At 70.3% G+C, this 13,480-nt stretch carries 15 protein-coding genes; 14 read left to right on the top strand and 1 reads right to left on the bottom strand.

Annotated features, from left to right (window positions below; genetic code table 11):
* The first annotated feature begins 19 nt into the window (after positions 1–19).
* The 11 genes from lepB (SY2F82_RS31810) to SY2F82_RS31860 all read left to right on the top strand — a co-directional run bounded on the left by lepB (SY2F82_RS31810) (position 20) and on the right by SY2F82_RS31860 (position 9,456).
* Complete coding sequence (gene lepB / locus SY2F82_RS31810) at positions 20–775, top strand: signal peptidase I (RefSeq protein WP_200422621.1); 756 nt, start codon at positions 20–22, stop codon at positions 773–775.
* Positions 768–1,856: a signal peptidase I gene (lepB, locus tag SY2F82_RS31815; RefSeq protein WP_200422738.1), complete on the top strand. Its 1,089-nt coding sequence runs from the start codon at positions 768–770 to the stop codon at positions 1,854–1,856. The genes lepB (SY2F82_RS31810) and lepB (SY2F82_RS31815) overlap by 8 nt, the downstream gene beginning before the upstream one ends.
* Entirely contained in the window at positions 1,741–2,694 is a 954-nt protein-coding gene (gene lepB, locus SY2F82_RS31820) for a signal peptidase I (RefSeq protein WP_200422622.1), read from the top strand. Before lepB (SY2F82_RS31815) ends, lepB (SY2F82_RS31820) begins: the two co-directional genes overlap by 116 nt.
* A gap of 78 nt (positions 2,695–2,772) precedes the next feature.
* Positions 2,773–3,519, top strand: a complete 747-nt coding sequence (gene lepB, locus SY2F82_RS31825) for a signal peptidase I (RefSeq protein ID WP_200422623.1) — start codon at positions 2,773–2,775, stop codon at positions 3,517–3,519.
* Positions 3,509–4,045 carry an NUDIX hydrolase gene (locus tag SY2F82_RS31830; RefSeq protein ID WP_200422624.1) on the top strand — a complete coding sequence of 179 codons (537 nt, stop codon included), beginning with the start codon at positions 3,509–3,511 and terminating at the stop codon, positions 4,043–4,045. Before lepB (SY2F82_RS31825) ends, SY2F82_RS31830 begins: the two co-directional genes overlap by 11 nt.
* A 56-nt stretch (positions 4,046–4,101) precedes the next feature.
* A complete protein-coding gene (locus tag SY2F82_RS31835) occupies positions 4,102–4,410 on the top strand; it encodes a DUF2469 domain-containing protein (protein WP_003965949.1) in 309 nt (102 codons plus the stop codon).
* 90 nt (positions 4,411–4,500) lie between these two features.
* On the top strand, positions 4,501–4,902 hold the full coding sequence (locus SY2F82_RS31840) for a YraN family protein (RefSeq protein WP_200422625.1): 402 nt from the start codon (positions 4,501–4,503) through the stop codon (positions 4,900–4,902).
* Between the two features lies 1 nt (position 4,903).
* Positions 4,904–6,529, top strand: coding sequence for a YifB family Mg chelatase-like AAA ATPase (locus SY2F82_RS31845; RefSeq protein ID WP_200422626.1), 1,626 nt, complete (start codon positions 4,904–4,906; stop codon positions 6,527–6,529).
* Entirely contained in the window at positions 6,526–7,686 is a 1,161-nt protein-coding gene (dprA, locus tag SY2F82_RS31850; RefSeq protein ID WP_200422627.1) for a DNA-processing protein DprA, read from the top strand. Before SY2F82_RS31845 ends, dprA begins: the two co-directional genes overlap by 4 nt.
* Positions 7,687–7,957: 271 nt before the next feature.
* On the top strand, positions 7,958–8,800 hold the full coding sequence (gene whiG, locus SY2F82_RS31855; RefSeq protein ID WP_200422628.1) for an RNA polymerase sigma factor WhiG: 843 nt from the start codon (positions 7,958–7,960) through the stop codon (positions 8,798–8,800).
* Between the two features lie 98 nt (positions 8,801–8,898).
* Positions 8,899–9,456 carry a TetR/AcrR family transcriptional regulator gene (locus SY2F82_RS31860; RefSeq protein ID WP_200422739.1) on the top strand — a complete coding sequence of 186 codons (558 nt, stop codon included), beginning with the start codon at positions 8,899–8,901 and terminating at the stop codon, positions 9,454–9,456.
* Positions 9,457–9,534: 78 nt separating this feature from the next.
* Here the strand turns inward: SY2F82_RS31860 and SY2F82_RS31865 are convergent, their stop codons facing one another.
* Positions 9,535–10,215 carry a M23 family metallopeptidase gene (locus tag SY2F82_RS31865; protein ID WP_200422629.1) on the bottom strand — a complete coding sequence of 227 codons (681 nt, stop codon included), beginning with the start codon at positions 10,213–10,215 and terminating at the stop codon, positions 9,535–9,537.
* A gap of 247 nt (positions 10,216–10,462) precedes the next feature.
* Here SY2F82_RS31865 and rpsB point away from each other — a divergent pair, with 247 nt between their 5' ends.
* The 3 genes from rpsB (at position 10,463) to pyrH (ending at position 13,362) form a co-directional block, all read left to right on the top strand.
* Positions 10,463–11,356, top strand: a complete 894-nt coding sequence (gene rpsB, locus SY2F82_RS31870; protein ID WP_103839952.1) for a 30S ribosomal protein S2 — start codon at positions 10,463–10,465, stop codon at positions 11,354–11,356.
* Positions 11,357–11,575: 219 nt separating this feature from the next.
* A complete protein-coding gene (gene tsf / locus SY2F82_RS31875) occupies positions 11,576–12,412 on the top strand; it encodes a translation elongation factor Ts (protein WP_103839951.1) in 837 nt (278 codons plus the stop codon).
* A 191-nt stretch (positions 12,413–12,603) separates the two neighbouring features.
* Positions 12,604–13,362, top strand: a complete 759-nt coding sequence (pyrH, locus tag SY2F82_RS31880) for a UMP kinase (protein ID WP_103839950.1) — start codon at positions 12,604–12,606, stop codon at positions 13,360–13,362.
* Positions 13,363–13,480: the final 118 nt, after the last annotated feature.

Here is a 13,480-nt window from a genome sequence, read left to right on the forward strand (position 1 = left end):
CGGATAGCATCTGGCCCCGATGGACACCGAAGCACAGCACGTGGAGCGCGACCGCTCCTCCCACCCCGCTCAGCCCGAGGAGACCTCGGACACAAGGGGGCCGGAGGAGCGGTCGCGCTTCGCGTTGCGGTCCCGTGTCGCCGACTGGCTACCCGGGGGCCGGATCACCCTCACCGTGCTGGTCTGCCTGCTGTTCCTCCTCACCCTCGGCACGTTTGTGATGCAGCCGTTCGACATACCGAGCGGTTCCATGGAGCGCGGATTGAGGATCGGGGACCGCGTTCTCGTAGATAAGTTGGCGTACCGTTTCGGATCCGAGCCGCAGCGGGGAGATGTCGTCGTGTTCGACGGCACCGGGTACTTCGGGAACGCCGACTACGTCAAACGGGTAGTGGGTGTAGGGGGAGACCACGTGGTCTGCTGCGACAAGGAGGGGAGGCTCGAGGTGAACGGCCGGTCGGTCGACGAGTCGTCGTTTCTGTACCCCGGCAACAGTCCGTCCGACGTCCCCTTCGACGTCGTCGTGCCCGAGGGCGCGCTCTTCGTCCTCGGCGACCACCGCAGGGACTCCAGCGACTCCCGGGACCACCTCGGCTCGCCGGGCGGCGGCATGGTCCCCGTCAGCGCGGTGATCGGCCGGGCCGACTGGGTGATCTGGCCCTCCGCGCACTTCAGGCACATCACCCGCCCCGGCGCCTACGCGCGCGTGCCCGCGCCCGGCGCGAGCGTCCCGGAGACGAACCCGCCGCAGACAGCGGGCGGTGCGCATGGGTAACCGCGGCAAACCGCGCGGTGCGCCGTCCGACACCGCCACGCAGAACCTGCTGCCCACCGGCGCGCGACGCGCCGTCGGCTCGGCCCCCACCGGACGCAGCCGTGCCGAGCGGCGCAAGCTCCAGCGCAAGGTGAAGCGCAAGAGGAGGCGTTCCGCCGTCAAGGAGATACCGCTCCTCGTCGGTGTCGCCGTCCTCATAGCGCTCGTTTTGAAGACCTTCCTCGTGCAGGCGTTCGTCATCCCGTCGGGCTCCATGGAGAACACGATCCAGATCGGCGACCGCGTCCTCGTCGACAAGCTGACCCCGTGGTTCGGCTCCAAGCCGCAGCGCGGGGACGTCGTCGTCTTCCGGGACCCCGGCGACTGGCTCGCGGGCGAGAAGACGCCCCAGAAGAACGACCCCATCGTCGTCAAGCAGGTCAAGGAAGGGCTCACCTGGATCGGCCTGCTGCCGTCCGACAACGACAAGGACCTCATCAAACGGGTCGTCGCGGTCGGCGGAGACACCGTCAAGTGCTGCGACACGCAAGGGCGGGTCACGGTCAACGGCGTGCCGCTGAATGAGCCGTACATTCACCCGGGGAACAAACCTTCGGACTTCTCGTTCTCGGAGACCGTGCCACCGGGCCGTCTGTGGGTGATGGGCGACCACCGGGCCAACTCGGCCGACTCCCGCTACCACCGCAACGAGCCGTACGGCGGTACTGTCTCGGAGGAGTCCGTCGTGGGCCGCGCCATGGTTATCGCCTGGCCCATTGGGCACTGGACCCGATTGAAGGAGCCGGACACTTACGCGTCGGTGCCGGGCGGTGCGGTCGGCGCACCAGGTCCGTCGCATAGGGTGGCCTCCGCGGATCGATACGGATTGATCCCCCTCCCGAGCCCTGCGGAACTCCCGCTCGTTATGGGAGTGGTGGGCCTGCGTCGACAGGGGCGCCGGCGGCGGTACGGAGTGAGGAGTGGATGTGGGGGATTTGGCGGTCGGCGCACGGTCCGGACACGAGGGTCCCGAGGAGAGGCCGGAGCGACCCGACGAGGCGGCTGCCCCGGCCGCGGAAGAGCACGTCGGCACCGGGAGTGACTCCCCGGCGCACGGCGCGCAGGAGAGCGGCGGACAGGGCGGCGGCCCCAAGAAGCAGCGCTCCTTCTGGAAGGAACTTCCGCTCCTCATCGGCATCGCGCTGGTGCTCGCGCTGCTGATCAAGACGTTCCTGGTGCAGGCGTTCTCGATTCCCTCGGACTCGATGCAGAACACCCTCCAGCAGGGTGACCGCGTCCTCGTCGACAAGCTGACCCCGTGGTTCGGCTCCAAGCCCTCGCGCGGCGAGGTCGTGGTCTTCCACGACCCGGACAACTGGCTGGCGGGCGAGCCCACCAGCACGCCGAACGCCCTGCAGACGGCGCTGAGCTGGATCGGCCTGATGCCGTCCGCCGAGGAGAAGGACCTCATCAAGCGGGTCATCGGCGTCGCCGGCGACACCATCGAGTGCAAGAACACCGGCCCGCTGTTGGTCAACGGCAAGCCGCTCAACGAGCCGTACGTCTACCCGGGCAACACCCCGTGCAGCGTCGACGACCAGGGCGGCCAGTTCAAGGTCACGGTTCCCCCGGGCAAAATCTGGGTCATGGGCGACCACCGGCAGAACTCGCTCGACTCCCGCTACCACCAGCAGGACAAGTACCGGGGCTTCGTGCCGGCGGGGAACGTCGTGGGCCGCGCCATCGTGATCGCCTGGCCGCCCACCCGCTGGGACACGCTGCCGATCCCGGACACCTTCGACCAGGGCCTGAACACGGTGGCCCCCTCCGCCCTCGGCCTGATCGGCGCCGTGCCGCTGGTGATGTGGCGCAGGCGCCGCCTCACCGCGCGCCTTACCGACGGAAACCCGCGGGTTTCCGGCAGCGGTACCGCCGGGTAGGGTGCCGTCCCAGATCGCCGATCTTCCGCGGCCCGGCTGTGGCCGCGGGATCGATTCTCCGACCTGGGAGCTGTGGGAATGAGCGGGACTGGTCGTGCGGACAAGGGCCGCGGACGGCTCGGCAGCAGGCTGTCGGGGCTGGCCGTGGCCCTCGGCTGTGTGCTCTTCCTCGGTGGGTTCGTCTGGGGCGCGATCGTCTACCGGCCCTACACCGTGCCCACCAACTCCATGTCGCCCACCATCGCCGCCGGTGACCGGGTCCTCGCACAGCGCGTCGACGGCGCCGACGTCAAGCGCGGCGACGTCGTCGTCTTCCGCCAGACGGCCTGGGGCAACATGCCGCTGGTCAAGCGGGTCGTGGCGGTCGGCGGCGACACCGTCGGCTGCTGCACCGACGGCAAGCTGACCGTCAACGGCAAGCAGATCGACGAGTCCTACCTCGCCAAGGGCGAGCCCGCCGAGTACAAGACGATCCCCACGATCACGGTCCCCAAGGACCGGCTGTTCGTGCTCGGCGACGAGCGCAGCGGCTCCCTGGACTCCTCCGCCCACCTCACCGAGGCCTTCAACGGCACGGTGCCGCGCAACGCGGTGGACGCCCGTGTGGACGCCGTGGTGTGGCCGATGAACGGCATGCTGGCCCGCCCGACGGGCTTCGAGACACTGGGCGCCCTCTCGTCGCCCGGGCCGCTGCGGCTGATCCTCGGCGTGATCGTGGCGGGAGCGGTGCTGGTACTGGGAGGCGCGGCCTACGGGCCGATCGCGGGGCTCGCGCGACGGGGGCGCGGCACCGCGGTGCGGACGGAGCCGGCCCGTGCCCGCTGAGGCAACCTCGCCCGCGCCCGCCTCGCCCGACGAGCCGGGCGCCGACGAGCCGCGCAAAGTGGCCCGGGTGGTGCTGCTCGACCCCGACGACCGCATCCTGCTGCTGCACGGCCACGAGCCGGAGGACCCCGCGGACGACTGGTGGTTCACCCCCGGCGGCGGTGTCGAGGGCGACGAGACGCGCGAGCAGGCCGCGCTGCGGGAAGTGGCCGAGGAGACCGGTATCACGCAGGTCGACCTGGGCCCCGTACTGTGGCGTCGCAGGTGCTCGTTCCCGTTCGCGGGCCGCCGCTGGAACCAGGACGAGTGGTACTACCTGGCCCGTACGACCCAGACGGCCACGGCCGCGCCGAACCTCACGGAACTGGAAAAGCGCAGCGTCGCGGGAGCACGGTGGTGGACGTGCGGGGAACTGGCCGCGGCACATGAGACGGTGTATCCGAAGAGACTCGCCGAGCTGCTGCGCACACTGCTCGACGAAGGTCCTCCCGCCGAACCTGTGACCCTGGACACGGAAATCGTCTAGGGCCTCACAGGAGTGGCGCACAATGGGGGGATCGCACGGCTGAAGGGGAACATGCCATGAGCGCCGAGGACCTCGAGAAGTACGAGACCGAGATGGAGCTCAAGCTCTACCGGGAGTACCGCGATGTCGTCGGTCTGTTCAAATACGTGATCGAGACCGAACGGCGCTTCTACCTCACCAACGACTACGAGATGCAGGTGCACTCGGTCCAGGGCGAGGTGTTCTTCGAGGTGTCCATGGCGGACGCCTGGGTGTGGGACATGTACCGCCCCGCCCGCTTCGTGAAGCAGGTACGCGTCCTCACATTCAAGGACGTGAACATCGAGGAGCTGAACAAGAGCGACCTGGAGTTGCCGGGCGGCTGAGCAACACGCCCGTGACGCACCCGTGTGGGTGACGGAGTTCTCCACAACCGCCGAGTAGTCCACCAAGATCCATCCGGTGGAGCCCGATGCGTGACGGTTGGCGCCGGAGGTGGTGCCGACATGAACACACACCAGGCACGCAACGCACTCGGCCGGTACGGAGAAAACGTGGCCGCCCGGCGCCTCACGGCCGCCGGAATGACCATCCTGCAGCGCAACTGGCGCGACGGCAGAAGCGGCGAGATCGACATCGTGGCCAGGGACGGCGACGTCCTGGTCGTCTGCGAGGTGAAGACCCGCAGGGGCGGCTCCTTCGAGCACCCGATGGCCGCCGTGACCCCCCAGAAGGCGCAGCGGCTGCGCGACCTCGCCGAACGCTGGATCCAGGCCCACGGCGGCGCCCCACCGGGAGGCGTCCGCATCGACCTCATCGGCGTCCTGCTCCCGCAGCGCGGCGCACCCGCCGTCCAGCACGCGCGAGGGGTGGCCTGACATGGGCTTCGCACGCACATGCTCCGTGGCACTGGTCGGCGTCGAAGGCGTGGTCGTCGAGGTCCAGGCCGACCTGGAACCAGGCGTCGCGGCATTCACCCTTGTCGGCCTGCCCGACAAGAGCCTCACGGAGAGCCGGGACCGCGTCCGGGCCGCCGTGGTCAACTCGGGCGGCGAATGGCCCCAGAAAAAGCTCACCGTCGGACTCAGCCCCGCCTCCGTGCCCAAGGCCGGCAGCGGATTCGACCTCGCCGTCGCCTGCGCGGTGCTCGGCGCCGCCGAACGCATCGACCCCAGGGTGCTCGCCGACATCGTCATGATCGGCGAACTCGGCCTGGACGGACGGGTCCGGCCGGTCCGCGGCATCCTGCCCGCGGTCCTGGCCGCCGCGGACGCGGGTTACGAACAAGTGGTCGTGCCGGAATGCGCCGCCGCCGAAGCCTCACTGGTACCCGGCGTGTCCGTACTCGGCGTCCGCAGCCTGCGGCAACTGATCGCCGTCCTCGCCGACGAGCCCGTACCCGACGAGGAGCCGGACGTGCAGGGCCGCCCCGATCCCCTCCTCGCCGGCCTGCGCGTCCCGGGCACCGGAGCCGCCACCGGCATGCACAGCGTGGGCGCCGCACAGCACGACACCGGCCACGACCTCGCCGACGTCGTGGGCCAGAACTCGGCGCGCACCGCGGTCGAGGTGGCCGCGGCCGGCGGCCACCACCTCTTCCTCGAAGGCCCGCCCGGCGCCGGCAAGACCATGCTCGCCGAACGGCTGCCCGCCATCCTGCCCACACTCAGCAGACAGGAATCACTGGAAGTCACGGCGGTGCACTCCGTGGCCGGCCTGCTCCCACCCGGCAAACCCCTGATCGACACCGCCCCCTACTGCGCCCCCCACCACTCGGCCACCATGCAGGCCCTCGTCGGAGGCGGCCCAGGCGTCGCCCGGCCCGGCGCCGTGTCACTCGCCCACCGAGGGGTCCTCTTCCTGGACGAAACCCCCGAATTCAGCAGCCACGCCCTCGACGCCCTGCGGCAACCCCTGGAGTCCGGGCACGTCGTGATCGCCCGCAGCGCCGGTGTCGTACGGTTCCCCGCGAAATTCCTCATGGTGCTCGCCGCCAACCCCTGCCCCTGCGGACGCTTCTCCCGGCGCGACACCCACTGCGAGTGCCCATCCTCGGCGATCCGCCGCTACCAGGCACGGCTCTCCGGCCCCCTCCTCGACCGGGTCGACCTGCGCGTCGAGGTCGACCCCGTCACCCGGGCCGAACTCACCGACCGCGGAGCCCGAGGCGAGACCACCGCGACCGTCGCCGACCGGGTCCACGCCGCCAGGCAGCGAGCGGCGACACGCCTGGCGGACACCCCCTGGCGGACCAACAGCGAAGTGCCGGGACGCGAACTGCGCAGCCGCTGGCACGCCGCGCCCGGCGCCATGGACGAAGCCGAGCGCAACCTCGAACGGGGCGTGCTCACCGCCCGGGGACTCGACCGCGTGCTCCGCGTGGCCTGGACGATCGCCGACCTCGTGGGCCACGACCGGCCCAACGCCACGGACGTCGCCCTGGCCCTGCAACTGCGCACCGGCGTTCCTCGGGGCGTGCCGATGACGATCGGAGCATCGGCGTGAACGAGGACAGCACCCTCGACGCCGCATCCCTCGCCCGGATCTACCTCACCCGGATCATCGAACCCGGAGACGAGGTGGCCGGCCGCTGGCTGCGGGAACGCGGCCCCGAAGAGCTGGCCCGACGACTGCGCGAAGGCGGCAGGCGGCTGCCGGGGGTCACGGACAAACGGTGGGCGGGACTGCTCGCGCGCGCCGCACGAGCCGAACCGGAGCGGGACTGGGCAGCCGCCCGAGACGCCGGCATGAGGTTCGTGTGCCCCGGGACGGCCGAGTGGCCGGCCCAGCTCGACGACCTCGGAGACGCCCGCCCCATCGGGCTGTGGGTGCGAGGGCACCCCAGTCTGCGGATGTGGGCCCTGAAGTCCGTCGCGCTCGTCGGCGCACGGGCCTGCACCGAGTACGGCGCACACATCACGGCCACCCTCGCCGCCGACCTCGCCGAACGCGGCTGGGTCGTCGTGTCGGGGGGCGCCTACGGCGTCGACGGCGCCGCCCACCGGGGCGCCCTCGGGGCCGGCGGCGCCACCGTCGCCGTCCTCGCCTGCGGCGTCGACCGGCCCTACCCACGCGGACACAGCCGGCTGATCGGCAGGATCGCGGAACAGGGGCTGGTCGTGGGGGAACTGCCGCCCGGGGAACATCCGACACCGAGCCGGTTCCTCGTCCGCAATCGGGTCATCGCCGCACTCACCCGCGGCACCGTCGTCGTCGAGGCCGCCCACCGCAGCGGCTCCCTGGTCACCGCGCGTGCCGCCGAACGGCTCGGCCGCTTCGTCATGGGCGTCCCCGGACCCGTCACCAGCGGACTCTCGGCCGGCGTGCACGAACTGCTGCGCGGCGAAGCCCTGCTCGTCACCGACGCAGCCGACGTCGTGGAACTGGTCGGCGACATGGGCGAACTGGCCCCGGACCGACGGGGCCCCGTGCTGCCCCGCGACCTGCTGGAACCCGCCGCCCGACGGATCCTGGCCGCCCTGCCCGCACGCGGCACCGCGTCCGCGGCCGAGATCGCCCGCGGCGCGCAGACGACCCAGGACGACGCGGTCGGGAGACTGTACGAACTCCGATCACTTGGATTCGTCGAACGACACGGCGATGGCTGGAAGTTGACACGCCAGGCCATCACAGCCAGTCGACAAGATCACCTCTGGTGCTGACCGAGCGTGTTTCGGCCGTCCGGGCGACCCCCGACAGCCTTGGCGTTTCCCGCAGTTGACCCTTTCCAGCGATCACAGAGGGCTACCACGGCACCCGCGGCAACCGCCCCACACGGCCCGTTCGCGCACGGGTGATCCGCTGCCCTTCGCACACTGCGACACCACAGTCACGCTACGCTCACGAGGTTCCGACTCAGACAGGCCATCTCGACACCAGACCGACAGCTCCCCAGGCATCACCAGTTCACGGCAGAACGGCACAAGGCAACGAATGCCCCAGCACACCTCCGGGTCCGACCGGGCGGCGCACCCCCCAGCCGCCCGTGACGGCGGCAGCGTGCGCCCGCCCGCTCCCTCGACGCTCGACGAGTTGTGGCGGTCGTACAAGGAGACGGGGGACGAGCGGTTGCGGGAGCAGCTGATCCTGCACTACTCACCGTTGGTGAAGTACGTGGCCGGCCGGGTGAGCGTGGGCCTGCCGGCCAACGTGGACCAGGCCGACTTCGTGTCATCGGGGGTCTTCGGGCTGATCGACGCGATCGAGAAGTTCGACATCGACCGGGAGATCAAGTTCGAGACGTACGCGATCACCCGGATCCGGGGCGCCATGATCGACGAACTGCGGGCGCTGGACTGGATCCCACGATCGGTACGGCAGAAGGCGCGCAGCGTGGAGCGGGCGTACGCGACCCTGGAGGCGCGCCTGAGGCGGACCCCGACCGAGGCGGAGGTGGCCGCCGAGATGGGCATCGGCGTGGAGGAGCTCCATGCCGTCTTCAGCCAGCTGTCACTCGCGAACGTGGTCGCCCTGGAGGAACTGCTGCACGTGGGCGGTGAGGACGGCGACGGGCTGAGCTTCATGGACACGCTGGAGGACACCGCCGCCGACAACCCGGTCGAGGTGGCCGAGGACCGGGAACTGCGGAGATTCCTGGCCCGAGCCATCAACACGCTGCCCGAGCGGGAGAAGACCGTGGTCACGCTCTACTACTACGAGGGACTCACCCTCGCCGAGATCGGCAACGTGCTCGGCGTGACCGAGAGCCGCGTGAGCCAGATCCACACGAAGTCGGTCCTGCAGCTGCGCGCCAAGCTGGCCGCCTTCGGCCGCTGAGGCGCGATCCCGTCAACGGCGCGTGTGGCGCGAGTGACTGCCGTCACCGGCGGTCCGTCCGTACAGTGGGGGACGTGCCAAGGATTCGAGCGGCCTCCGTGGCCGAGCACCGGTCGATGCAGCGAGCCGCCCTGCTGGACGCGGCACGGTCCCTGCTGTCCGAGGGAGGGACGGAGGCACTGACCTTCCCGGCCCTCGCCGAGCGCACGGGCCTCGCCCGCTCCTCCGTCTACGAGTACTTCCGCTCCCGCGCGGCCGTCGTCGAGGAACTCTGCGCGGTCGACTTCCCCGTGTGGGCCGCGGAGGTCGAAGCCGCGATGGCGTCGGCGGAAGGCCCCGAGGCCAAGATCGAAGCGTACGTACGACAGCAGCTCGCGCTCGTGGGGGACCGGCGCCACCGGGCCGTGGTGGCCATCTCGGCCAGCGAACTCGACGCCGGGGCCCGCGAGAAGATCAGGGCGGCGCACGGCGGGCTCGTCGCGATGATCGTCGAAGCCCTGCGCGACATGGGCCACCGCGAACCCCGACTGGCCGCGATGCTGCTCCAAGGCGTGGTCGACGCGGCGGTACGGCGGATCGAACTGGGCGCGGCGGAGGATCCGGCGGCGATCACGGAGGTGGCGGTGGCGATGACGCTGCGCGGCGTTCGGGGCTGAATTTCACTCCTTGGGGGGGCCTCCCCCTCCCCCCTCCCTCCCCACCCCCACCACCCAAGCCCCCGCCCACAGCCCCACCTACGGCACCGGCACAAACACCGATTCCGGCACAGGCACCCCCTCCACGGCCAGCAACCGAGACGGCCCCGCATGCAGCAGCCACGGTGGCAGGAGCGACAGCGGGTCCAGGTACGTGTCCCCTCGGCGCAGGCCCCAGTGCAGGCAGGGGCCCGGGCAGTGGGCCGTCGACGGTTCCAGCACGCCCAGGACGTCGCCCGGGGCCACCTCGTCCCCTTCCCGTACCGACGCGCGCACCGGCTCGTACGTCGTGCGCAGGGGTGGGTCGCCGGTGCCCGTCAGGTCGACCGAGACCACGCCCCGTCCCGCCACCCGGCCCGCGAACGTCACCCGCCCGGCGGCGACCGCTCGTACCGGATCGCCTGCGGCTGCCGCCAGGTCGACGCCGCGGTGGCCCGGGCCGTACGGAGTCGCCGGGGGTTCCCAGCCCCGTACCACCATGGGGCGCACACCCACCGGCCAGAGTCGGCCCACGGCCGGCACCGAGCTGCCGGGGTCCGGCGCAGGCGTCCCCGGCGAGGGTCCCCGGGCCGCCGCAGGCACCGCTGCCGACGGTCCGCGGGCCGGCATCGGCACCGCCGCCGAAGGCCAGCCGCCCGCCCACGCTGCCGAGGCCGGGACCCCGGCCGTGACCAGCAGCAGTGCCGTCGGCCATGTCCGCACAGATCGTTTCGTTCGCATGGGAGTACCGTGCCGGAGGACGGGCCGGGCCTGCCGGAACCTGTGGACAACTGCCCGGTTGTGGACAGCGGCGTCACCCGCCGCCCCGGCGGTCCCGTACACTTCTTGTGGCGATCCGGGTCACCGGGTCGACTTCGCACGCCCCGACAACGGGCCCTCACGGGCCGGTGTCAGCGCCTCCTCGGTCCTTCGCGGCACGGCGCACGCGGGCGTCAGGGACAACCGAGAAAACACAAGGAGAACGGCCATGGCCGTCGTCACGATGCGGGAGCTGCTGGAGAGCGGCGTCCACTTCGGTCACCAGACCCGTCGCTGGAACCCGAAGATGAAGCGCTTCATCTTCACCGAGCGCAACGGCATCTACATCATCGACCTGCTCCAGTCGCTGTCGTACATCGACCGCGCCTACGAGTTCGTCAAGGAGACCGTCGCCCACGGCGGCACGGTCATGTTCGTCGGCACGAAGAAGCAGGCGCAGGAGGCCATCGCCGAGCAGGCCACCCGCGTCGGCATGCCGTACGTCAACCAGCGCTGGCTGGGCGGCATGCTCACCAACTTCTCGACCGTCTACAAGCGTCTGCAGCGCCTGAAGGAGCTCGAGCAGATCGACTTCGAGGACGTCGCGTCCTCCGGTCTGACCAAGAAGGAGCTCCTGGTCCTCTCCCGCGAGAAGGCCAAGCTGGAGAAGACCCTCGGCGGTATCCGCGAGATGCAGAAGGTGCCGAGCGCCGTCTGGATCGTGGACACCAAGAAGGAGCACATCGCGGTCGGTGAGGCCCGGAAGCTCAACATCCCGGTCGTCGCCATCCTCGACACCAACTGCGACCCCGACGAGGTCGACTACAAGATCCCGGGCAACGACGACGCGATCCGCTCCGTCACCCTGCTCACCCGTGTGATCGCCGACGCGGTCGCCGAGGGCCTCATCGCCCGTTCCGGCGTGGCCGCCGAGGGCAAGGGCGAGAAGGCCGCCGGCGAGCCGCTCGCCGAGTGGGAGCGTGACCTGCTCGAGGGCGAGAAGAAGGCCGAGGAGGCCCCCGCCGCCGAGGCCGAGAAGCCGGCCGAGGCTCCGGCCGCCGAGGCTCCGGCTGCCGAGGCTCCGGCTGCGGAGGCTCCGGCCGCCGAGGGCGAGCAGGCCTGAACTTCAGGGCCGTTCGGCTGATGTGAGGGCGGGCGGCGCCGTGAGCGCCACCCGCCGTTCATCCGCAGCCCTTAGATCTGCTTCAGGCCGACGGATCCGCATCGGCGGATCTTCACCGGCAGCAGATCTCCGTAGCCCGTAGATCTTCGGCGGCCGCCCGCCCCGGGTCGGCGGCCGCCGCTTCGAGACTTCGAACTCCGAGAAGAGATTCACAGAATCATGGCGAACTACACCGCCGCCGACGTCAAGAAGCTCCGTGAGCTCACCGGCGCCGGCATGATGGACTGCAAGAAGGCGCTGGACGAGGCCGAGGGCAACGTCGACAAGGCCGTCGAGGCGCTCCGCATCAAGGGCCAGAAGGGCGTCGCCAAGCGCGAGGGCCGCTCCGCCGAGAACGGCGCCGTGGTCTCCATCATCGCCGACGACAACTCCTCCGGTGTCCTCGTCGAGCTGAAGTGCGAGACCGACTTCGTCGCCAAGGGCGAGAAGTTCCAGGCCGTCGCCCAGGCGATCGCCGAGCACGTCGCCAAGACCTCCCCGGCCGACCTCGAGGCCCTGCTCGCCTCCGAGATCGAGCCCGGCAAGACCGTGCAGGCGTTCGTCGACGAGGCCAACGCCAACCTCGGCGAGAAGATCGTCCTCGACCGCTTCGCGCAGTTCGCCGACGGCTACGTGTCGGCGTACATGCACCGCACGATGCCCGACCTGCCGTTCCAGATCGGTGTGCTCGTCGAGCTCGACAAGCCGAACGCCGAGGTCGCCAAGGGCGTCGCCCAGCACATCGCCGCCTTCGCGCCGAAGTACCTCTCCAAGGAGGACGTCCCGGCCGAGGTCGTGGAGTCCGAGCGCCGCATCGCCGAGGAGACCACCCGCGCCGAGGGCAAGCCCGAGGCCGCCCTGCCGAAGATCGTCGAGGGTCGCCTCAACGGCTTCTTCAAGGACGCCACGCTGCTCGGCCAGCCCTACGCGCTGGACAACAAGAAGTCCGTCCAGAAGGTCCTGGAAGAGGCCGGTGTCACCCTGAAGCGCTTCACGCGCATCAAGGTCGGCATCTGAGTCCGGACCGCGATCGACGCGCGACCCCGGTAGGGTCGAAAGCAGTCGTCTGCGCAATCGCGTAGGCCGACCCGCACACGCGTGTGGCGGACGACAGCAGATCTGACGAGGAGGCCATTGCCGCGCATGGGATGCGAAACACGCCCCACCGGCAATGGCCTTCTTCGTATGTGCACCACGAGGAGATCTCCATGACCACCAAGGCCGAGAAGAGCGACGACGGCAAAGTTCGCGGCCGGTTCCTGCTGAAGCTGTCCGGAGAGGCGTTCTCCGGCGGCACCGGACTGGGTGTCGACCCGGACGTGGTGCACGCCATCGCCCGTGAGATCGCCGCCGTGGTGCGCGACGGATCCCAGATCGCCGTCGTCATCGGCGGCGGCAACTTCTTCCGCGGCGCGGAACTCCAGCAGCGCGGCATGGACCGGGCCCGCTCCGACTACATGGGCATGCTGGGCACGGTCATGAACTGCCTCGCCCTCCAGGACTTCCTGGAGAAGGAGGGCATCGACTCGCGCGTGCAGACCGCCATCACCATGGGCCAGGTCGCCGAGCCGTACATCCCGCTGCGCGCCGTGCGTCACTTGGAGAAGGGCCGCGTGGTCATCTTCGGTGCCGGTATGGGCATGCCGTACTTCTCCACCGACACGACCGCCGCCCAGCGCGCCCTCGAGATCGACGCCGAGGCGCTGCTGATGGGTAAGAACGGTGTGGACGGCGTCTACGACTCCGACCCGAAGACCAACCCCGAGGCCGTCAAGTTCGACTCGCTCAGCTACGGCGAGGTCATCACCCGCGATCTGAAGGTCGCCGACATGACCGCGATCACGCTGTGCCGGGACAACAAGCTGCCCATCCTCGTCTTCGAGCTGCTGGCTGAGGGCAATATCGCCCGGGCGGTCAAGGGTGAGAAGATCGGCACACTCGTGGGTGACCAAGGCGGCCGGGAGTGACCGGAGGCAGACCCGTCGGGGGTGAACCCCGTCCGGGCGAGGGACCCTGACCGAGGGATGGACAATGTCCTGCCGGTCGGGAACCGTGCAGGAAGAAGACGCGACGCAGCCGGCCGCA

Origin of the sequence: Streptomyces sp. Y2F8-2 (genome assembly GCF_014905555.1) — a bacterium.
Lineage (GTDB): Bacteria > Actinomycetota > Actinomycetes > Streptomycetales > Streptomycetaceae > Streptomyces > Streptomyces cynarae.